16 protein-coding genes are annotated in these 19,880 nt (G+C 72.0%); 10 read left to right on the top strand and 6 right to left on the bottom strand.

Annotated elements, in window-relative coordinates; all coding sequences use genetic code 11:
* Window positions 1-62 precede the first annotated feature (62 nt).
* Window positions 63-827, top strand: a complete 765-nt coding sequence (locus ACQEVJ_RS35450) for a DUF6082 family protein (RefSeq protein WP_433108786.1) — start codon at window positions 63-65, stop codon at window positions 825-827.
* A gap of 93 nt (window positions 828-920) precedes the next feature.
* Here the strand turns inward: ACQEVJ_RS35450 and mscL are convergent, their stop codons facing one another.
* Window positions 921-1,349, bottom strand: a complete 429-nt coding sequence (mscL, locus tag ACQEVJ_RS35445) for a large conductance mechanosensitive channel protein MscL (RefSeq protein ID WP_433108784.1) — start codon at window positions 1,347-1,349, stop codon at window positions 921-923.
* Window positions 1,350-1,453: 104 nt separating this feature from the next.
* Here mscL and ACQEVJ_RS35440 point away from each other — a divergent pair, with 104 nt between their 5' ends.
* Window positions 1,454-2,170 carry a class I SAM-dependent methyltransferase gene (locus tag ACQEVJ_RS35440; RefSeq protein ID WP_433108782.1) on the top strand — a complete coding sequence of 239 codons (717 nt, stop codon included), beginning with the start codon at window positions 1,454-1,456 and terminating at the stop codon, window positions 2,168-2,170.
* A gap of 91 nt (window positions 2,171-2,261) precedes the next feature.
* Here ACQEVJ_RS35440 and ACQEVJ_RS35435 read toward each other — a convergent pair whose 3' ends face one another.
* Complete coding sequence (locus tag ACQEVJ_RS35435; protein WP_433108780.1) at window positions 2,262-3,731, bottom strand: protein kinase domain-containing protein; 1,470 nt, start codon at window positions 3,729-3,731, stop codon at window positions 2,262-2,264.
* The gene (locus ACQEVJ_RS35430; protein ID WP_142624718.1) at window positions 3,718-4,722 is read right to left on the bottom strand and encodes a LacI family DNA-binding transcriptional regulator; all 1,005 of its coding nucleotides are present in this window, start codon (window positions 4,720-4,722) and stop codon (window positions 3,718-3,720) included. Before ACQEVJ_RS35430 ends, ACQEVJ_RS35435 begins: the two co-directional genes overlap by 14 nt.
* Before the next feature lie 393 nt (window positions 4,723-5,115).
* On the opposite strand from ACQEVJ_RS35430, the gene ACQEVJ_RS35425 reads away from it, so the two are divergent.
* Window positions 5,116-5,826, top strand: a complete 711-nt coding sequence (locus tag ACQEVJ_RS35425; protein ID WP_433108777.1) for a DUF305 domain-containing protein — start codon at window positions 5,116-5,118, stop codon at window positions 5,824-5,826.
* Window positions 5,827-5,852: 26 nt separating this feature from the next.
* Here ACQEVJ_RS35425 and ACQEVJ_RS35420 read toward each other — a convergent pair whose 3' ends face one another.
* Complete coding sequence (locus ACQEVJ_RS35420) at window positions 5,853-6,506, bottom strand: hypothetical protein (protein WP_433108775.1); 654 nt, start codon at window positions 6,504-6,506, stop codon at window positions 5,853-5,855.
* 156 nt (window positions 6,507-6,662) lie between these two features.
* On the opposite strand from ACQEVJ_RS35420, the gene ACQEVJ_RS35415 reads away from it, so the two are divergent.
* From ACQEVJ_RS35415 to ACQEVJ_RS35405, 3 genes are all read left to right on the top strand, one after another.
* Complete coding sequence (locus tag ACQEVJ_RS35415; protein WP_433108773.1) at window positions 6,663-7,346, top strand: response regulator transcription factor; 684 nt, start codon at window positions 6,663-6,665, stop codon at window positions 7,344-7,346.
* A gap of 22 nt (window positions 7,347-7,368) precedes the next feature.
* The gene (locus tag ACQEVJ_RS35410) at window positions 7,369-8,688 is read left to right on the top strand and encodes an ATP-binding protein (protein WP_433108771.1); all 1,320 of its coding nucleotides are present in this window, start codon (window positions 7,369-7,371) and stop codon (window positions 8,686-8,688) included.
* 99 nt (window positions 8,689-8,787) lie between these two features.
* Window positions 8,788-12,090: a BTAD domain-containing putative transcriptional regulator gene (locus tag ACQEVJ_RS35405; protein WP_433108769.1), complete on the top strand. Its 3,303-nt coding sequence runs from the start codon at window positions 8,788-8,790 to the stop codon at window positions 12,088-12,090.
* 3 nt (window positions 12,091-12,093) lie between these two features.
* Here ACQEVJ_RS35405 and ACQEVJ_RS35400 read toward each other — a convergent pair whose 3' ends face one another.
* Together ACQEVJ_RS35400 and ACQEVJ_RS35395 are read right to left on the bottom strand one after the other, a co-directional pair.
* A complete protein-coding gene (locus tag ACQEVJ_RS35400; protein WP_433108767.1) occupies window positions 12,094-12,699 on the bottom strand; it encodes a hypothetical protein in 606 nt (201 codons plus the stop codon).
* Window positions 12,700-12,852: 153 nt separating this feature from the next.
* Window positions 12,853-13,713: an SDR family oxidoreductase gene (locus ACQEVJ_RS35395; protein ID WP_433108765.1), complete on the bottom strand. Its 861-nt coding sequence runs from the start codon at window positions 13,711-13,713 to the stop codon at window positions 12,853-12,855.
* 76 nt (window positions 13,714-13,789) lie between these two features.
* Here ACQEVJ_RS35395 and ACQEVJ_RS35390 point away from each other — a divergent pair, with 76 nt between their 5' ends.
* The 4 genes from ACQEVJ_RS35390 to treY all read left to right on the top strand — a co-directional run bounded on the left by ACQEVJ_RS35390 (window position 13,790) and on the right by treY (window position 19,856).
* Window positions 13,790-14,161 carry a winged helix-turn-helix transcriptional regulator gene (locus ACQEVJ_RS35390; protein ID WP_433108763.1) on the top strand — a complete coding sequence of 124 codons (372 nt, stop codon included), beginning with the start codon at window positions 13,790-13,792 and terminating at the stop codon, window positions 14,159-14,161.
* A 55-nt stretch (window positions 14,162-14,216) separates the two neighbouring features.
* The gene (locus tag ACQEVJ_RS35385) at window positions 14,217-14,966 is read left to right on the top strand and encodes an MBL fold metallo-hydrolase (protein ID WP_433108761.1); all 750 of its coding nucleotides are present in this window, start codon (window positions 14,217-14,219) and stop codon (window positions 14,964-14,966) included.
* A gap of 315 nt (window positions 14,967-15,281) precedes the next feature.
* Complete coding sequence (gene glgX, locus ACQEVJ_RS35380) at window positions 15,282-17,435, top strand: glycogen debranching protein GlgX (protein WP_433108759.1); 2,154 nt, start codon at window positions 15,282-15,284, stop codon at window positions 17,433-17,435.
* Window positions 17,436-17,621: 186 nt separating this feature from the next.
* Window positions 17,622-19,856 carry a malto-oligosyltrehalose synthase gene (treY, locus tag ACQEVJ_RS35375; RefSeq protein ID WP_433108757.1) on the top strand — a complete coding sequence of 745 codons (2,235 nt, stop codon included), beginning with the start codon at window positions 17,622-17,624 and terminating at the stop codon, window positions 19,854-19,856.
* Window positions 19,857-19,880: the final 24 nt, after the last annotated feature.

Raw genomic sequence — 19,880 nt, 5'->3', positions numbered from 1 at the left:
TATTTTGGCTCGGAGCGACGGTTCAGGTCCTGAGGAAAAGTGTTCGCGATCCGGAGGGGAAGATGAGGCGCTATCTCTATTGGTTAACAGTGGCCTTGCTGGTGGCGATCGTGGTCGTGGCATCTCCTATGTTCTTGGACCTGATTTCGAGAGTGATCGCGATAGATTGGGGCCTTGTCGGGCAGGTCGGTGAGACCTACGGAGGGGCTTCGGCTGTACTCGCCGCACTCGCGTTCGTCGCCATCGCTATCTCGCTCATGCTGCAGGCATCGCAACTCAGGTCTGCTCGGGTGCAGGTGGTGCGGAACATACATCGAGACCTGCTCCGCATGGCAATGGAGAATCCGTCTCTGTATCGGCCAGTCATAGGCGCTGCCGGGCACGCGACCGACGATGACGTTCGACAGCATTTCTATGCGGTGCTATGGATGAACTACATGCGCCTTGCCTTCGAGGAGAGGGTGGTGCTCGAGTCGCCCTTACGGAAAGAAATGCTCAGAGGCATGTTCACAAGCCAATCCGGAAGAGACTGGTGGGAGCAAGCGCGGGGCGACTGGTATGAAGGAACGCGAGATTCTCGTGCCGAGAGGAAGTTCTACGAGATCGTTGACAGCGAATACCGCAGAGCCCTGACTCTGGAGCCCTCCGGTCTCTCCTGGCAGGAGAGACCGGAGAGGCGTATATCGCCGGTTTCGGCGAGGTCGAGGCGGAAGTGGTGGGTCGCCGCCGTGCCGATAGCAGCGGCGGCCGTTGTCCTCCTGACGCCAAAGGCGGGAAGGCGCCTGTTCCGGAGAGATCAATCAGAGTCGCGGCCGCTGGTCGGGTGAGCCCGGCGCCTTGCGCGATCGGAGCCGTCCCCGCGGGATGCCTGGAACAGCCAGACGAACGGCCCTACGGCCCGCACCAAATGCCGATGGTGCTCAGGCAGGGGGCTTCTCGGCGACCGGGACGGTGGACAGTTCAACGGTGCAGAAGGCGCAGCGCCGGGCGTCGACGGGGATGTCCGACCGGCACTCGGGGCACTTCTTCTCGGTGGCCTCCTTCTTGGTGTCGAATAGGGCCAGGAAGCGGGTCATCGGCAGGACGACCAGCCAGTAGATCACGGCGGCGACGATCAGGAACGTCAGCAGGTGGTTGATGAAGTCGCCGTACTTGAACACCGCGCCGTTGAGGGTGAACTTGTAGCTGGAGAAGTCGGGCTGCTTCCCGCCGGAGATGGCCGCGATCAGGGGGGTGATCAGGTCCTGAACGAGGGCCTGGATGAGTCCGCTGAACGTCGCGCCCACGACCACGGCGACAGCGAGCTCCACCAGGTTGCCCCGCATGAGGAACTTCTTGAATCCGCTCATGGGGCAACGACTTATCCGGTTTTACCTTCCCTGTGCAAGGGGGTGACCCGGGCGGACCCGTTGTCGAATCTGGCGGAAAGATCAGTTGAGGGAAGGGGAAGAAGTTGCAGGAGCGATCGGAAAGCCTCGCCGACGATCCGTTCGGCGGTCGGCATCCGACCAGTCATGAACGGATGACGGGACTGCCTTGGGACGCGTCGTACCACGACGGTCCCGCGCCTTGGGACGTCGGACGGCCGCAGCCCGCGATAGTGCGTTTGGCATCCGAAGGCGGATTCACCGGAGCGGTTCTCGACGCGGGCTGCGGGACGGGGGAGAACGCTCTTCACGTCGCCTCGCTGGGATCGCCGGTTCTGGGTGTCGACGTGGCCGAGACGGCTGTGGCGATCGCCCGGGCGAAGGCCGGCGACCGTGGGATCGCGGTCGAGTTCGCCGCGGCCGACGCTCTCCATCTGGAGCGTTTGGGGCGCAGGTTCGAGACGGTGCTGGACTGCGGGCTGTTCCACACGTTCGACGGCGACGAGCGATCCGAATTCGCGACGAGTCTGGCGTCGGTGACCGAACACGGTGGAACCCTGTACGTGTTGTGCTTCAGCGACGACGGCCCCGATGCCGGCCCGCACCCCGTCAGTCAGGATGAGCTGAGAGCGGCGTTCAATCCCGGCAGTGGATGGAAGGTCGCGACCATCGAACCGGACCGGGTTCAGACGAGATATCACGACGACGGCGCACCGGCGTGGCTCGCGACGATCAGACGGAACCAGACATCCGCCGTGCCGGGGCTGGGCGTCGTCGGCCGGCCCAACGGCAGTAGACGATGATTTCGGTCGCGATGCGGACGCTTAACGGACACGGTCGGACTTTTGGTCCTGACCGAACTCAACAGAGGGTTGTTCTGGGAGCGCTCCCACTTCAGGTGTCGCTGGCCTCGGTGAGCGCGGCTTCGACCCGGTCGAGCGCGGCCAGCAGTTCCCCCTTCAAAGTGAGCGGCAGCCGTCCCTCCTGGTACCGGACCTCGATCTTGGTACGTATGGTGGACAGCCCCTGACCGTTGCCGACGGCGTTGCGCAGCACCTGCTTGAGGTCGAGCGCGACGTCGTCGTCGATGTCGTGGGTGGCCTCGGCACCATCCAGGAGCAGGCTGAACTGCCGGACCGCGGTGTCGACCCGCAGCGGCGCGGCCGTGGTGGCCAGCGGCAGTGGCGCCACGTCGGACTTGCGGGTGGCCGAGGTCTTCGGCCGCCTGACGGTGTCTCCGGCGTGCCGGTCCTTCGCGACGACCTTGACGCTGACCGAGGGGGAGGGGTGGTGCCGAGCCGCGGCCGTGCGTACGGGGTCCGCGACGGGCGCGACCGTGTGCCGGGGTTCGGCGACGGCTTCGGCCCGCGGCGGCGGAGAGGCGGTGGCCTGCGCGTACGCGGGTGACGGGCTGGGCAGGACGGCGGCGGCTCCGACCTCAGGGCCGCCCGTCTGGGTGAACCAGAGGATGCCGCCCAGGGCCGCGGCTCCGACGGCGGCGGCGCCCCAGCCGGCCCCACGTGGCCCGGGCGGCTTCTTCACCGCGGTCAGGGCGGCGGCGACCGCCCGCGCGCTCGGCCGGTCCACGGGGTCGGGGCACAGGCAGCGCCGGCACAGGTCGGCGACCTCCTGCGGCAGGCCCGGCACCCCTTCGGGCGCAGGTGGCGGTCCCTCCCGCCGTGCCGCCTCGATCGCCTCCCAGGTCTTCTCCGGGTAGGGCAGGGCGCCCGTGAGCATCTCGAACAGCAGCACGCCGAGCGCGTAGACGTCCACGGCCGGGTCGGCCGTCGTCCCCTTCAGCCGCTCCGGCGCGACGTACGGCGGCGTGCCGAAGTCGGCGACGAGCTGGTCGTCGGCCTCGCCGATGAACGCGGCGATGCCGAAGTCGAGCAGCTTGGGCCCGTCGTCGGCGAGCAGCACGTTCTCCGGGGTGACGTCCCGATGGACGATGCCCCGGTCGTGGGCCGCCGCCAGCACCTTCGCCAGCCCGGTGGCGATCTCCACCGCCTCGGCCCAGGGCAGCGGGCCCTCGGTGATCCGGTCGGCCAGCGACCGGCCCTCCAGCAGGCGCATGACCACGAAGGATGCCAGCCTGCCGCCGTTCGTGACCGTCTCGCCGTAGTCGTAGACCTCGATCGCGTCCGGGTGGATCAGCCGGGCGGTTGCCCTGGCCTCCCGGCGCATGAGTTCCCGCCCGGGATTGTCGTCGTCGAGCGAGCCGTCCAGCACCTTGATCGCGACCATGCGCTGAAGTGACTGGTCGAAGGCACGCCAGATGACCGACATCCCGCCCGTCGCTATGCGCTCCTGGAGCAGATAACGACGGGTCAGGACGTCGCCTTCTCGAAGCTCAGGCCGATTCACGAACCACCAGTTCCGTGGGCAGCACCGGATTGCCCTTGGGATTGTCCCCGTCCCCGAGTGTCATGAGAAGCAGTCGAGCGGCGAGCGTGGCCATTTCCTCGACCGGCTGCCGGACCGTGGTCAGCGTCGGAGAGGTGTGCCTGGCCACGGGCGCGTCGTCGTACCCGATGACGGCCACGTCGTCCGGCACCTTCCGCCCGGCGCGGCGCAGCGTCTGCATCGCCCCGGCCGCCATCACGTCCGACGCCGCGAACACGGCGTCGAGGTGCGGCGCCCGTTGCAGCAGCCACTGCATGGCGTGCGCGCCCGACGCGTGGGTGAAGTCGCCGTACGCCACGGGCATGTCGAGCACACCGGCGTCGCGAAGCGTCTGCCGGAAGCCCTCCAGCCGGTCGCGGGCGGCCGGCAGGGTCGGCGGCCCGGCGATCGTGGCGATGTGCTTGCGGTTGCTGAGCAGCAGGTGCTCGGCCGCCTGCCGTCCGCCGTCACGGTTGTCCATGTCGACGAACGGGAGGTCGATGCCGTCTGGCGGCCGCCCGGCACAGCGCACCGGGACGCCCGAGGCCGCCAGCGTGACCGCGAGGGGGTGCCGCGCGCGTGCCCCGATCAGGAGGACGCCGTCGACGGCGCCCGCGACCAGCGGCGGTGCGGCGATGGAGGCCGTCGCAGGGGTCGCGGTCATCACGACCATCGGGACCCCATGCGTCGTCAGCACCTCCTCGCAGGCGGACAGGAGCCTGGCGTAGAACGGCTCGGTGAAAAGGCGTGGACTGTGCTCGCAGACGACCGCGGCGATGATCTGCTCGGCCCGCCTGCCCGCGGATCCCCTGGGGGCGCGGCGCCGTACATAGCCCAGACGCGACATCGCGTCGTGGACTTGTCGGCGGGTCGACGTGGTCACGCGTACCGAGCCGGTCAGGACCCGGGAAGCTGTTGCCGGGGAGACGCCGGCTGCGGCGGCTACCTCTGCGAGGGTGGGAAGATCGGCCATCCGGTCTCCTCGGCCCGAAGGTTCACACGGCTTGGGAGCGCTCCCAAGCGAAAGTATCACTGTTTCGCTCGTGTCAACAGAGGTTTCCTCGGTGTGAAACCTTTCGTAGAGTTTCGCTCCCCTTTGGCACAGTTGGAGGCTAGAGCACAGGGGTGATACAGGGAAGCGAATGGGAATTTTGACACGTGATGCCCAGCTTGTCCGATAATCACCGTAAATATGCCGAAACGCCACGTGACGGCGGCCGGAACCGCCGCCCGGCGGTAGGGTCCTGCGTCATAGGGATCACGGACGGACCCGATCGCGCCCGGCCCCGGCGGCCGGCGCGGTCCGTCCCCGAGCCAGAACCGGAAAGGCCCTCCAGTGACGACCACTATCCGCCGGCTCCCCGCTGTGACGGCTCGTGTGACGGCCGCGTTACCGAGCGCGTTAACGGGCGTGCTCGTGACGGCCCTGCTCGCCGGATGCGGCGCGCCGGACCTGGCGGGCGGGGCCGCCTCGCCCGCCCCGGCGGTCCCGACCGCCGCCGCGCCCGCCACCACTCCGGGGACGGCGCTCACCCCGGAGGCCACGCCGAGCCCCGAGGCCACGCCGACCCCCGACGCCCCGCTCAGCGCCACGCCGGACGAGACCGGCGCGGCGAAGCCGTCCGCCGGGGCCAACGCCGCCGACGTGGCGTTCGCCCGGCAGATGGTCCCGCACCACCTCCAGGCCCTGGAGATGGCCAGGTTCGCGCAGACGCGGGCGGGCGATCCGTGGGTCAGGGAGTTCGCGGCGAAGGTCGCCACGGCTCGCGACACCGACATCCGCACGTTCAAGGACTGGCTCGACATGTGGGGCGCGGAGCCGCTGCCGCGCGACCACAAGATGCCGGGCGCGCAGACGCGGGCCGAGATCGAGGCGCTCGCCAAGCTGAACGGCCCGTCCTTCGACCGGAAGTACGTGACGCTGATGATCGAGCACGACAACGGCGCGATCAAGCTCGCCAGGACCGAGCAGGCCGACGGCGCCTTCGAGGGAGCCAAGGCGCTGGCCGTCGCCACCGCCACCTCGCTGGGCGCCGAGGTCAAGGAGCTCAAGAAGTACCGCGCCCTGCTGGACTGAGTCCCCTGCCGGACGGCCGGGGCCCCTCAGTTCTCGTACGTGTCGAGTCTGGGCGGCAGGGCGTTCCACGTGCAGAACGCCGACGACTCGTGGGTGCCCCGGAGGAACGCGACCCGCAGCCACTGGTCGGCCTCCCAGACCTTGACCTCGTAGCCGTCGTTCGGGGTCGCCGTCACGACGCGGCAGTCCCCGGAGGTCACCGCGATCGTCGCCCGGCCGCCCTTCAGCGTGAACGTGTGCAGGCTCTCCCCGGCGGCGGCCTTGCGCTGCCGGGGGCTGGGCGAGGACTCCGTCGATCTCGCCGGTCGCGTGGCACGGGCCGGGCGCGGAGCCGGGGAGGTCCGCGCGGTCCGCACCGGAGCGGCGGTGGGCCGGGTGGGGGACGGGCGGCCGGGCGTCGCGCCGGCGGAGGGCCGCTCCTCGGTCTGCCCCGAGGTCGGCTCCACGGTCGGCTTCTCGGACGGGCCGCCGGAGGCCCCGCCGTCCGGGGTGTCCTGCGGGGTGGGAACGGGGGCGCCCGCCGAGGCGGACAGGGGCGCGGCGACGGCCACCACGGGCGCGAGCGGCGCCTCGTCCAGGATCGCGCTGCGCAGCACGTCGCGCACGCCGAGCCAGGACACGCCCACGGCGAGTGCGGTGGCCCCGCACCAGGCGATCAAGTAACCGGCGGCCCTTCTCATGTGGCCGCTCACTCTATCTCGCCATCCGATTGGCCGCTCGATTGTTTTCGGGCAACCTCTATGGATTTGTGCATGCCTTAAATAGCCACAAATCCCCGTGTTTCGGATTGCTCTTCCCGGGACGCCGTACCGGGCGGGAGTGTACGTTTCTGCCCCATGGCGACCGTTCTGGTGGTTGAGGATGACGAGTTCGTCCGGTCCGCGATCATCCGCGACCTGGCCGGGCGCAGCCACGCGGTCCGCAGCGCGGGCCGGGCGCTCGACGCCCTGCGGGAGATCGCCCACGTCGCCCCCGACGTGGTCGTCCTCGACCTGGGGCTGCCCGACCTCGACGGCGCGGAGGCGCTGAAGATGCTCCGGGCGATCTCCGACGTACCGGTCATCGTGGCCACCGCGCGGGACGACGAGGCCGAGATCGTCCGCCTGCTGCGCGACGGCGCGGACGACTACCTGGTCAAGCCGTTCTCCGGCGACCACCTCAACGCCCGCCTGGAGGCCGTGCTGCGCCGGGCCAGGCCCGGGGCGCCGTCGTCGGTCGCGAGGGTCGGCGGCCTGGTCGTCGACACCGACCGCAGGGAGGCCCGCCTGGACGGCGTGTCGCTCGACCTCACCCGCAGGGAGTTCGACCTGCTGGCCTACCTCGCCGCCCGCCACGACCGCGTGATCTCGCGTAAGGAACTGCTGGCCGAGGTGTGGCGGCAGTCGTACGGGGACGACCAGACGATCGACGTCCACCTGTCCTGGCTGCGGCGCAAGCTCGGCGAGAGCGCCTCCCGCCCCCGATATCTGCACACCGTGCGGGGCGTCGGCGTACGCCTCAGCCCGCCTGCCGAGGGCTGAGCCCCGAGGCCCGGGAGCGGCGGTGAGACGGAGCCTGGCCCTGGTGGCGGTGGCCGTGACGGCGATGGTCGCGCTGGCCTTCCTCATCCCGCTGGCCGTGGCGGTCAAGGAGATCGCCGAGAGCCGCGCGCTCGCGGACGCCGAGCGCCAGGCCGCCACGATCGTGCCCGCCCTCGTCGTGACCGACGACGCGGCCGCACTGGAGCGCGCGCTGGCCAGCACTCCGGCGGGGACCTCGCGCCTGGCCGTCCACCTCCCCGGCGGGCGTACGGTGGGCCGCTCCCGGGTCGCGGCCGCCGACGTCGCGAGCGCGGCGGAAAGCGCCAGGACCGTGCCGGTCAGCAAGGGATACGTGCTGCTCAGGCCGGTCGCGCTGGGCGGCGGCCGGCGGGTCGTCATCGAGGTGTACGCGCCCGAGGCGGACGCGAGGAAGGGCGTGTCCACCTCCTGGGCCGTGCTGACCGGCGTCGCGGTCACCCTGGTGGTGGGGTCGGTGGTGGTGGCCGACCGGCTCGGGGCCCGGGTGGTCCGGGCGGCCCGCAGGCTCGGGCAGGCGGCGGCGGTCCTCGGAGCGGGCGACCTGACGGTGCGCATCGTCCCGGACGGCCCGCCCGAGCTGGTGGCCGCCGGACGGGCGTTCAACGCGATGGCCGACCAGGTGGCGGGACTGCTCGCGGCCGAGCGCGAACTCGCCGCCGACCTGTCGCACCGGCTGCGCACCCCGCTGACCGCGCTGCGGCTCAACCTCGGCGGCACCGGTCCGGAGGCCGAGCAGCGCAGGCTCGCCATCGACCGGCTCGAACAGGCCGTGGACGAGATCATCGAAGCCGCCCGGCGGCCGTCCAGGGCCGTGCCGGCGGGCTGCGACGCCGCGCTCGTGCTGCGGGAACGGCTCGCCTTCTGGTCGGCACTGGCCGAGGACCAGGCGCGACTGTGGCAGCTCGTCGGCGCGGACGAGCCCAGCCCTGTGCCGGTCGCAGCCGCTGATCTCGGCGCGGTGGTCGACGCGCTGCTCGGCAACGTCTTCCGCCACACGCCGCAGGGCACGGCCTTCCGCGTCACCCTGCACCGGGGGAGCGGCATGGTGGGCATCCTCGTCGCGGACGCGGGCCCGGGCATCCCCGATCCGGAGAAGGCGCTGCGGCGGGGCAACAGCGGGGCCGGCTCCACCGGGCTCGGCCTCGACATCGCCCGGCGCCTGGCCGAGTCGACGGGCGGCGGAGTGCGCATCGAGCCCTCGGCGCTCGGAGGAACCGGCGTCAACCTCTGGCTGCACACCGACGGCCGGGCCGCCAGCCCGCGCCGCCGGCTGCTGGGGCGCGCCCGCGGCTCCCGTCACTGACCCTTTGCCGCCGATCGTCCGCTGATCGTCCGCCGGATTGTCCGAAAGGCCCGACTGGGGCGGGATACATTCGGGGGACCGCAACCGGAGGGGATCGCGTTGGAGTTCCGCGTGCTCGGCCCGGTCGTCGTGCTCGACGACGGGGGGACGCCGCTCGACATCGGGCCGTCCCAGCAGCGGGCGGTGCTGGCCCTGTGCGTGCTGGCGGCGCCGCGTCCGGTGAGCACGGCCAGGATCATGGACGCGCTCTGGGAACAGGAGCCGCCGCCGGGGGCCGTCAACACCGTGCAGGCGTATGTGTCGAAGCTGCGCCGCGTGCTCGAACCCGGCCGGGTGCGCAGGGCGAAGCCGTCGGTGCTGGTGAGCAGGCCCGGCGGGTACGCGATCGAGCTGCCACCCGAGAGCTTCGACCTCGGTCGTGCCGCGGCGGCCGTCGCGGCGGGCAGGCGGCTGCTGGAGGCGGGCGACCACGCGGGAGCCGCCGGGCAGTTCCGCCTGGCTCTGCGGGAGTGGCGGGGCGAGCCGCTGGCGGGGTTCGAGGACGAGCCCTGGGCGCGCGACGAGATCGCCCATCTGGCGGAGCTCAGGCTCTCGGTCGTCGAGGACGTGGCCCAGGCCGAGCTCGCGCTCGGGTTCGGGCGGGCGCTGGTGCCCGAGCTGACGAGGCTCGTGGCGGCGCATCCCCTGCGCGAGCGGCTGCGCAGGCTCGGCGCGCACGCCCTCTATCAGGCCGGCCGTCAGGCGGACGCGCTCGCCCTGCTCACCGAGGGCCGCCGGCTGCTCGTCGGCGAACTCGGCCTCGACCCCGATCCGGGCTCTCGCGAGCTGGAGCGGCGGATCCTGGAGCAGGACCCCGCGCTGACGCCCCCGCCCGCGACTCCCCGCGACCCCGCTCCCGTGGCCGCCGCGCCCACCGTGCCCGGTGCGGTCGCGACCTCCGTGCCCGGTGACGGGGCGGACACGGACGGCCCCGGACAGCGGGAGGGTGCGCTCATCGGGCGGGCGGCCGAATCACGCGCCCTGCGCCGCGCCGTCACCGCGGACGGCCCGCGGATCGTGCTCGTGGCGGGCGAGCCGGGCATCGGCAAGACCAGCCTGGCGGAGGACGCCGCGGCGCACGCGCCCGTGGCGGTCTTCGGCCGCTGCTGGGACGGCACGGGCGCGCCGCCGTTCTGGCCCTGGGCCCAGGCCGTACGGCAGCTCACCGGACGGCACGGCGAACTGGCCGAGATGCTCGGCGCGACCGGGGAGTTCGCGCTGTACGAGGCGTTCGCCCGGCTCGTCGCGGAGCACGCCGCGGCGCACGGCAGGGTGCTCGTCGTCCTCGACGACCTGCAGTGGGCCGACGCCTCGTCCTTGCGCCTGCTGGAGTTCCTCGCCACCACGCGGGCGTGCCCGGAGCTGACCGTGATCGCGACGTACCGCGACACGGAGGTCGGCGGGCCGCTGGCCCGCACGCTCGCCACGCTCGTACGGCTCCCGCACGTCGAGCGGATCACGCTGGGCGGCCTCGGTGAGGACGCCATCGCCGAGTATCTGCGTCGGGCGGGCGCGGACGCCACGCGGGCGGCCGAGGTGGCGAGGCGGACCGGCGGCAACCCCTTCTTCCTGGGCGAACTCGTCCACCTGGACGGTGGCGAGGTGCCGGGCGCGGTCGCGGACGTGCTGCGCGGCAGGATGGCGGCGATATCGCCGGGCGCGCCCGGTGTCCTGTCGGCGGCGGCGCTGCTGGGCCGCGACGCCCCGCTGGACGTGCTGCTCGACGTGGTGCACGACGTGATGGACGTGCCGCGCGACGAGGTGCTCGACGTGCTCGACGCGGCCGTCCGGGCGCGCCTGCTCACCGAGCACGACCTCGTCTACAGGTTCGCCCACGACATCGTCCGCGACGTGCTGCGCGACGGCCTCGCCCCGCTGCGCAGGCGCCGCCTGCACGCCGGCATCGCGGCCGTGCTCGAACGGCGCGGCACACACCTGGCCGAGCTCGCGCACCACTACCGCGAGGGCCTGGTCATCTCCGGCATGGCGGCCAAGGCGATCGAGTACGCCCGGCAGGCGGCCGCCCACGCCATGGCCCAGTTCGCCTACGAGGACGCCGTCGAGCACCTGCGGCAGGCCGTCGCCCTCACCGCCCAGCTGCCCGTGACCGCCGCTAGGGAGAGCCGCGTGCTGCGGTGTGACCTGCTGCTCGGCCTCGCCGAGGCGCGGTCGGCGGCCGGGATGAGCACGCAGGTCCACGCCTCGCTGGAGGAGGCGGCCGAGATCGCCGACGCTCTCGGGGACGACGACCGGCTGGCCCGCGCCGCGCTCGGGTTCTCCGATCCGCTGTCGTGGGCGATGTACGAGGAATGGTCCGCGGGCGGCGCGCTGACCGGGCGGATCGAGCGGGCGCTGCGGAGCCAGGGGGAGGGCTCGCCCTGGCGGTCCCAGCTTCTGGCGGCCTTCGCCATCACGGGCTGTTTCACCCGGCCGGTGGAGGAGAGCTGCGGACTCGCGGCCGAGGCCGTAAGGGAGGCCCGCCTGCGGGAGGACGACAGGTCGCTGCTGCGGGCGCTGAGCGCGTACGAGATCCTCTCGCGGGGGGTCGCCGGGCACGCCGAGCGGCAGGCGGCCATCGACGAGATGGCCGAGGTGGCCCGCCGGACCGGCGACCTGGTGGCCGAATGGCTGGCCCGGGAGGCCGAGCACGTCGAGCTGGTCAAACAGGGCGAGCTGGAGCGGGCGGACCGGCTGCTGACGTGGCTGTCGGACACCGCGCGCAGGATCAGGCAGCCCGCCCTGCTCAGTCTCACCGCCTGGCTGTCGGCGATCCACGCCTATCTCCGCGGCGACCCCGGCCGCGCTCTGGCGGAGGCGGAGGAGTCGGCCCGGCTCCATCCGGAGGGCGCGTTCGGCCGCGACCACGCCGAGAGCCGGGCCCGCGTGTTCCGCTGCCTGGAAGCGCGTACGCGGGGTGACGCGGCGGCGGCGCTGGCGCTGGCGGAGGAGGCGCTGGCGCGGCGGCCCGGCGGCCAGCCCGGATGGCGGGTGCTGCGCTGCGCGGCCCTGCTCGACCTCGGCAGGAGAGATGAGGCCGTGGAGGTCCTCGCGGGGCTGGCCCGCGACGGCTTCGCCGGCATGCGGGGCGACCTCGCCTACCGGTTCATCCCCGACCTGCTGAGCGAGGTGTGCCTGGCCCTGGGCGACACGGCCGCGGCGGCGGCGCTGCACGACCTGCTCCTGCCGCATCAGGGCCGCCTGCTCGGCTGGTCGGTGACCGACCTGTGCCTGGCCCGCCTGGCGCTCGCCCTGGACGACCGCGAGGACGCGGCCCGCCGCCTGCGCGCCGCGCTCGCTCTCGTCCGCCGCTCCGGGGCGACCCTCTACGAGAAGCCGATCCTGGCCCTGCTCGCTCGCCTGTGACGGTCAGTGGGCGAGCCTGACCGAGGTGGCGATGCTCCACGGGCCGCAGTCGGAGCTGAAGGTGCCGCGGTCGCAGCCCTGGACGACGAAGACGACCCGGTTGACCGCGTGGCCGTTGGTGGTGCTGCAGACGCCGTTCCCGCAGTAGGGGTCGATAGAGTAGGCGCCGCTCCACGGGGTCAGCCTGCCGACCTTCACCTGGGTGGCGGGACCGCCGTCCATGCTCCAGCGGACGTTGAAGAAGTCCCAGTCACGGCCGAGGCCGCTCCAGCGGAACACGGCCTTGCCCTGCGCGTAGTAGGCGCGGACGAGGGCGCCTCCACCGAGGTTGGGCGACCACACGATCTTGCCGTTGCGGAACTCCTGGTAGGAACCGCGCTTGCCGGCGAAGCCGTACTCCTTGGTGATCGGGCAGCCGTACACGCTGTTCTCGCCGCCGTTGGACCGCCACAGGTCGCCGACCAGGCTGCCCGCGGGGGCCACGAGGGCGGGGTCGCAGGTGGCCGCGGCGGCGGGGGAGACGCCGGCCGCGAGGACGGTGGCCACGGCGCCGGCAGCGGTGACGACAGCGGTGGCGAGACCGAGGAGAGAGCGGGAGGCGCGGCCCATCGGACTGGTCCTTTCCAGGAGGACGGGGTGGACGCCTCAGGTGTACGACCGGCCGCTTTCAACGGGCCGACACGACTTGCGAAATGCTTGCCCGACACCGCGACGGTCCGGCGGAAGGCGACCGGGAGCCGTGCGGGTCCCGGCCGCCGCCGGTCACTCGCCGTTCTTCAGGGCTTCCGCGAGGGTGTCGCGCAGCGGGGTGGTCGGGCGGCCGATGAGGCGGGCCAGGTCGCCGGGGGTTTCGCCGAGCCAGCCGTCGGCGATGTCGGCGTCGACCTGGGCGAACAGGGCCGCGACCGGTTCGGGCAGGCCGTTCGCCTCCAGCGCCTTGGCGTACTCGGCGACCGGCAGGTCCCGATACTCGACCGGCGTGCCGGACAGTTCGGAGACCACGGCGGCCAGCTCGGGCATGCTCCAGGCGACGTCGCCCGTCAGCTCGTACACCGCGTCCCGGTGCCCCTCCGTGGCCAGGACCGCGGCAGCGGCGGCGGCGAAGTCGGCGCGCGCCGCCGAGGCGACGCGGCCGTCGCGGGCGCTGCCCAGGATGACGCCGCTCTGCGCGCCCTGCCGGGCCGTCGCGATGTAGTTCTCGTGATACCAGCCGTTGCGCAGGAAGGCGAAGGGCAGCCCGCTCGCGCGGATGTACTCCTCGGTCGCCTTGTGGTCGGGCGCGAGGCCCAGCGGGGTGGTGTCGGCGCGCGGGATGCTCGTGTAGGCGAGCAGTTCGGCGCCGGCCGCCTGGGCGGCGTCCACCACGGCCTTGTGCTGGTCGACGCGCCGGCCGGGCTCGGTGCCGGAGACGAGCAGCACCCTGGTCGCGCCCTCGAACGCCGGTCCCAGCGTGGCGGGCCTGTCGTAGTCCGCCTCGCGCACCTGGATGCCCCGCTCGGCCAGGTCGGCCGCCTTCTCCGGGCTGCGCACCGCCGCGACGATCAGCGAGGCGGGCACGCGCCCGGCGAGTTCCTCGACGACCAGCCGGCCGAGGTGCCCGGTGGCTCCGGTCACGACAATCATGGTTTCCCCTCCACAGTGCTTTCTACTGGTTAGTGCTTTCTATCAGAAAGTACTTCGAGAGCGTAAGCTGGCGGCCATGGAGGAGTTCGAGGAGCTCGTCGCCGACGTCTTCTCACGGAAGTGCACCTCGCGCACCGTGCTGGAGACCCTCACCGGCCGATGGGCGATCCTGGCGCTGGCGGCCCTGCACGAGGGGCCCTACCGTTTCAACGCGCTGCGCCGCCGCGTGGACGGGGTGAGCGAGAAGATGCTGTCCCAGACCCTCCAGGCGCTCGAACGCGACGGCATGGTGCTGCGGGAGGCCGAGCACACGATCCCGCCCCGGGTCGAATACAGCCTCACCCCGCTCGGCCGCGAGGCCGCCGAGCGCCTGCTCCCGCTCATCGCCTGGACGGAGGAGCGCATGCCCGAGGTCGTCGCCGCCCGGGAGCGCCACGAGGGACGGTGAACCCGGCAAGCCCGCGCCAAGTTCGGAACAAGACCGTCCGCCGAGTCTGTGGGACATGGACACACAGCTGACAGGTCCCTGGCGGATCGCGCCCGACGTGGTGCTCGTCCCGGTGATCGAACCGGTCGCGACGGGGTACGCGCACACCAACTCCATGGTCATCACCGGACGCGAGCCGGTGATCGTGGACACCGGCGCGGCCGGGCACCGTAAGCGCTGGACCGAGGACGTCTTCGCGGTCGTGGAGCCGCGCGACGTGCGGTGGATCTTCTTGAGCCACGACGACCCCGACCACGCGGGCAACCTGGAGGTCGCCCTGGAGATGTGCCCGGCCGCGACGCTCGTCACCGGCTCGCCCCCGCGTCCGGGGCGCGGCTTCGCGCCGCCGCCGGGCCGCACGCGCCGGATCGCCGACGACGAGTCGTTCGACGCGGGCGACCGGCGGCTGACCGCGGTGCGGCCCCCGCTCTACGACGCGCCGGCGACCCGCGGGCTGTACGACGACCGCAGCGGCGTCTACTGGGCGGCCGACTGCTTCGGGGCCGAGACGCCGCTCGCGACCGCGGACGCGGGGGACCTCCCGCTTGAGGACTACCTGGAGGCCGTGCGTGCCTTCGGCTCCGGGCTCAGCCCCTGGCACCGCTGGCTCGACCCGCGGGTCTTCGGCCGGTATGTCGACCGGCTCGCGGCCATGGAGATCATCGCTGTCGCCTCGGCCCACGGGCCCACCGCGACCGGGGACCGCGTCGCCCGGGCGATCGGCGCCGTACGCGGCCTCGCCGGGGCGCCGCCCGCTCCCTGGTGAGTCACAGCGGAACGGCTGCGCTCCGTGACGGGCGGGACGGACGCCCCCGTGTCCGGAAGCGGCGAGTCGGTCCAGGTCACCGGCGCTTTGCTCGTTGATGGCCGGTTCACCCCGTTGCCATACACGCAGTTAACGTGGCGGGACTGTCGAAGCCTTTTCTGGGCAGGCACGATGTCTTGTGAACGACATCCAGCACCACGATCTCGTGCGCGGGATTCCCGGGAGGGGCCGGACCGTGAGCGAGCGCGACCATAGAGCCGGTGGGCTCCGGGACCTTCCCGGCATGACCGCCGAGCCGGAGGGCGAGGAGGTCCAGTGAGGGAGATCTGGCCGGGGGATTCCTATCCGCTCGGGGCGACGTACGACGGCGCGGGCACCAACTTCGCGCTCTTCTCCGAGGTGGCCGAGCGCGTCGAGCTGTGCCTTTTCGACGACGACGGCAACGAGGAGCGCGTCACGCTGAGCGAGGTGGACGGCTTCGTCTGGCACTGCTACCTGCCCGGGGTGGGGCCGGGCCAGCGGTACGGCTACCGGGTCCACGGGCCCTACTCGCCCGCCGACGGCCTGCGCTGCAACCCCAACAAGCTGCTGATCGACCCGTACGCCAAGGCGGTGGAGGGCTCCGTCAACTGGGACCAGGCGGTCTACGGCTACCGCTTCGGCGAGCCGGACAGCCGGGACGACAGCGACTCGGCGCCGTACGTGCCGAGGTCGGTCGTCGTCAACCCCTTCTTCGGCTGGGGACACGACCGGCCGCCGGCCACGCCGTACCACGACACGGTGATCTACGAGGCACACGTGCGCGGCCTCACGATCAGCCACCCGAAGATCCCCGAGCGGATCAGGGGCACGTACGCCGCCCTGGGCCACCCCGAGATCCTCGACCACCTCACCTCGCTCGGCGTCACCGCGATCGAGCTCATGCCGGTCCACCAGTTCGTGACCGACCACATGCTGGAGAAGCGGGGACTGTCCAACTACTGGGGCTACAACACGATCGGCTTCTTCGCGCCGCACAACGCCTACTCCAGCTCCGGGCAGCGCGGCGGGCAGGTGCTGGAGTTCAAGGCGATGGTGAAGGCCCTGCACGAGGCGGGCATCGAGGTGATCCTCGACGTCGTCTACAACCACACGTCGGAGGGCAACCACCTGGGCCCGACCCTGTCCATGCGCGGCATCGACAACGCCAACTACTACCGGCTGGTCGAGGACGACCGGCGGTACTACATGGACACCACCGGCACCGGCAACAGCCTGCTGATGCGCAGCCCGCACGCGCTCCAGCTGATCATGGACTCGCTGCGCTACTGGGTGCGCGACATGCACGTGGACGGCTTCCGCTTCGACCTCGCGGCCTCCCTCGCCCGCGAGCTGCACGAGGTCGACCGGCTGAGCGCGTTCTTCGACCTCGTCCAGCAGGACCCGGTGCTGTCGCAGGTCAAGCTCATCGCCGAGCCGTGGGACGTCGGCCCCGGCGGCTACCAGGTCGGCAACTTCCCGGCCCGCTGGACCGAGTGGAACGGCCGCTACCGCGACACGATCCGCGACCTGTGGCGGGGCGAGCCCGCCGCGCTGCCGGAGTTCGCCAGCCGCCTCACCGGGTCGAGCGACCTCTATCAGGACGACAGCCGCCGCCCGGCCGCGTCGATCAACTTCGTCACCTGCCACGACGGCTTCACGCTCCAGGACCTGGTGTCGTACAACGACAAGCACAACGAGGCCAACGGCGAGGACAACCGCGACGGCGCGGACGACAACCGCTCCTGGAACTGCGGGGTGGAGGGCCCGGCCACCGGGCCGGTCGCCCAGCTCCGCGAGCGGCAGAAGCGCAACTTCCTGGCCACGCTGTTCCTGTCGCAGGGCGTGCCGATGCTGTCGCACGGCGACGAGATCGGCCGCACGCAGCAGGGCAACAACAACTCCTACTGCCAGGACAACGAGATCAGCTGGGTCGACTGGGGCGCGATCCTGGAGGCCGGCGCGAGGGACTCCAACGCGAAGGACGACGCGGGGACGCGGGAGAAGCGCCAGCTCCTCGACTTCACCCGGCGCCTGGCCCGGCTGCGCCGCGACCACCCGGTCTTCCGCCGCCGCCGCTTCTTCTACGGCCGGCCCGTACGCGGATCGCACGACGAGCTGAGCGACATCGCCTGGCTCACGCCGTCCGGCACGGAGATGGCCGACGCCGACTGGACGAACGGCTACGCCAAGGCGCTGGCGGTGTTCCTGAACGGCGACGCCATCACCGAGCCCGACCGGCGCGGCCGGCGGATCTCCGACGACTCGTTCCTGCTGCTGTTCAACGCCCACCACGAGGTCATCAAGTTCACGATCCCCGACGACTACGGCGAGCTGTGGGCGACCGAGCTGGACTCGGCGATGCCGGTGCTGAGTGAGTCGCGCGTGTGCCGGGCCGGCGAGGCCGTGCCCGTCACCGGGCGGTCGGTGCGGGTGCTGCGCCGCGTCTGACGTGGTGCGATGGCCTGACCAGGGGCGATGCCGCACTAGAGTGCGCTTCGGCGTTAGTCCGCGTCACATTGGGCAGGAGGGGAGCCGGTCCGGCGCTCCTCCTGGCCGTCGCGGTGCTGGCCGGGGCGCGGTCGTGACGTGCACTATGAACACGACCTCCGGAAACGCGTTGCGAAAGGCGGTTCGGTGACTTCTACCTATCGGGTGCAGCTGACGCCTGACTTCGGATTCGCCCAGGCCGCGAGCCTCGTCGGATACCTCCGCGAGCTGGGGGTGGGCCACCTCTACCTGTCGCCGATCCTCCAGGCCTGCCGGGAGTCGCAGCACGGGTACGACGTGACCGACCACGGCCGCGTACGCGAGGAGTTCGGCGGCGAGCAGGGCCTGCGGGCGCTGGCGGCCGAGGGCATGCCGCTGGTCTCCGACATCGTGCCCAACCACATGACCGTGCCGGTGCCGGAGTCGGACAACGCCCAGCTGTGGGCGGCGCTGCGGGACGGCCCGGGGTCGCCGGCCTCCCGGTGGTTCGACTTCCAGTGGCCGGTCACGCTGCCGCTGCTCGGCGACGACGCCGACGAGGCGCTCCGCGTGGACGGCGGCGTGGACGGCGGCATGGACGGCGGCGTGGACGGCAGGGTGCTGCGCTACCACGACCACGCGTTCCCGATCAGGCCCGGCACCGAGCACCTGCCGCTGCCGGAACTGCTGGAGGCCCAGCACTACCGGCTGGCCCACTGGCGGGAGAGCCCCGGTTACCGGCGGTTCTTCGACGTGTCGTCGCTGATGGGCCTGCGTGTGGAGGACCCCGAGGTCTTCGAGGCCACCCACGCCGTCACCTTCCGCCTCATCGAGGAGGGGCTGGTCCACGGGCTGCGCGTCGACCACCCGGACGGACTGGCCGACCCCCGCGGCTACCTCCGGTGGCTGCGCCCGCATGTGCCCGGCCATCTGTGGGTGGAGAAGATCCTCATCGACGGCGAACGGCTGCCCGCCGACTGGCCGTGCGACGGCACCACCGGATACGACGCGCTCAACATGGTCACCCGGCTGTTCGTCGACCCGGCGGGCCGCGACGCGCTGGTCGAGACGTTCGGCCGCCACACCGGCGTACGCGACGACTACGAGACCGTGCGCCACGACTCCAAGAAATACGTCATCGACCTGTTTTTCACGGGAGAGGTCGACCGGCTGACCGACGACCTCGGCGACCCGGACCTGCGCGAGGCCGTCGTGGAACTGCTGGCCGCGATGCCCGTCTACCGGGCGTACGTCAACCCGGGCGAGCAGCCGTCCTCCGAGTCGGAGGCGATCGTCCAGGAGGCGGCCGGGGTGGCGGCCACCAGGACCGACCCCGACGCGGTGGCCAAGGCCGCCAAGCTCGTCCTGTACGGCCCGCCCGAGGCGGTCGTCCGCTTCCAGCAGACCTGCGGGCCGGTGATGGCCAAGGGCGTCGAGGACACCGCGCTCTACCGGTGGTATCCGCTGGCCTGCCTCAACGAGGTGGGCGGGGAGCCCGACAGGTTCGGGGTCTCGCCTGCCGAGTTCCACGACTTCTGCGCCGGGTTGCCGCCGCGGACGATGACCACGCTGTCCACCCACGACACGAAGCGGTCGGAGGACGTGCGCGCCCGCCTGGCCGTGCTGTCGGAGCTGCCCGAGGAGTGGGCGATGGCCGTCGACTCCTGGGCGGCGGCCGTGTCGTTCGACCCCAAGCTCGACTACCTCGCCTGGCAGTCGCTGATGGCGGCCTGGCCGATCTCCCTCGACCGCTTCACCGACTACCTGCTCAAGGCGGCGCGCGAGGCCAAGACGTCCATCTCCTGGCTGAACCCCGACCCGGCGTACGAGGAGGGCATCAGGGACTTCGCCCGGCGGGCCGTCGACGCCTGCGGCTACTCGGTCGCCTCGTTCACCGAGGTCGTGGACCGGTACGCCCGGGTCAACTCGCTGGGGCAGAAGGCCGTCCAGCTCCTCATGCCGGGCATCCCGGACGTCTACCAGGGCAACGAGATCACCGACTTCTCCCTGGTCGACCCGGACAACCGGCGGCCGGTGGACTTCGAGCGGCGCCGCCGGTTGCTGGCCGATCCCGACGACAGCTGGGACGGCCAGAAGATCCGCGTCACCGCCGCCGCGCTGGGCCTGCGCACGCGGCTCGACCCCGAGGCGCCGTACGCGCCGATCGAGGCGGGGGAGCACGCGGTCGCGTTCACGCGGGGCGTTCCCGGGCAGCGGACGGCCGCGGTCGTGGTCGCGACCCGGCTGCCGGTCGGGCTGGAGCGCAGGGGCGGCTGGGGAAGTGAGACGATCACGCTGCCGCAGGGGCGCTGGCGCGACCTGCTCACCGGCGACGAGTACGCGGGTGAGGTGCGGATGGCCGACCTGCTGTCCGCGTATCCGGTCGCGATTCTCGAAGGCTGACGGCTTCGTCCAATAGGGAGAGAT

Source organism: Microbispora sp. CA-102843 (genome assembly GCF_050936215.1).
In the GTDB taxonomy this organism is placed as follows: Bacteria; Actinomycetota; Actinomycetes; order Streptosporangiales; family Streptosporangiaceae; genus Microbispora.
The sequence above is the reverse complement of the archived record's forward strand: the minus strand, read 5'-3'. Positions and strand labels throughout refer to the sequence as shown.

Excerpts from the sequence above, each read along its gene's own strand:
- ACQEVJ_RS35450 (WP_433108786.1), top strand. The coding sequence starts at position 63 with ATGAGGCGCTATCTCTATTGGTTAACAGTGGCCTTGCTGGTGGCGATC.
- ACQEVJ_RS35385 (WP_433108761.1), top strand. The coding sequence starts at position 14,217 with ATGGACACACAGCTGACAGGTCCCTGGCGGATCGCGCCCGACGTGGTG.
- ACQEVJ_RS35390 (WP_433108763.1), top strand. The coding sequence starts at position 13,790 with ATGGAGGAGTTCGAGGAGCTCGTCGCCGACGTCTTCTCACGGAAGTGC.
- mscL (WP_433108784.1), bottom strand. The coding sequence starts at position 1,349 with ATGAGCGGATTCAAGAAGTTCCTCATGCGGGGCAACCTGGTGGAGCTC.
- ACQEVJ_RS35430 (WP_142624718.1), bottom strand. The coding sequence starts at position 4,722 with ATGGCCGATCTTCCCACCCTCGCAGAGGTAGCCGCCGCAGCCGGCGTC.
- ACQEVJ_RS35395 (WP_433108765.1), bottom strand. The coding sequence starts at position 13,713 with ATGATTGTCGTGACCGGAGCCACCGGGCACCTCGGCCGGCTGGTCGTC.
- ACQEVJ_RS35415 (WP_433108773.1), top strand. The coding sequence starts at position 6,663 with ATGGCGACCGTTCTGGTGGTTGAGGATGACGAGTTCGTCCGGTCCGCG.
- ACQEVJ_RS35420 (WP_433108775.1), bottom strand. The coding sequence starts at position 6,506 with ATGAGAAGGGCCGCCGGTTACTTGATCGCCTGGTGCGGGGCCACCGCA.
- ACQEVJ_RS35400 (WP_433108767.1), bottom strand. The coding sequence starts at position 12,699 with ATGGGCCGCGCCTCCCGCTCTCTCCTCGGTCTCGCCACCGCTGTCGTC.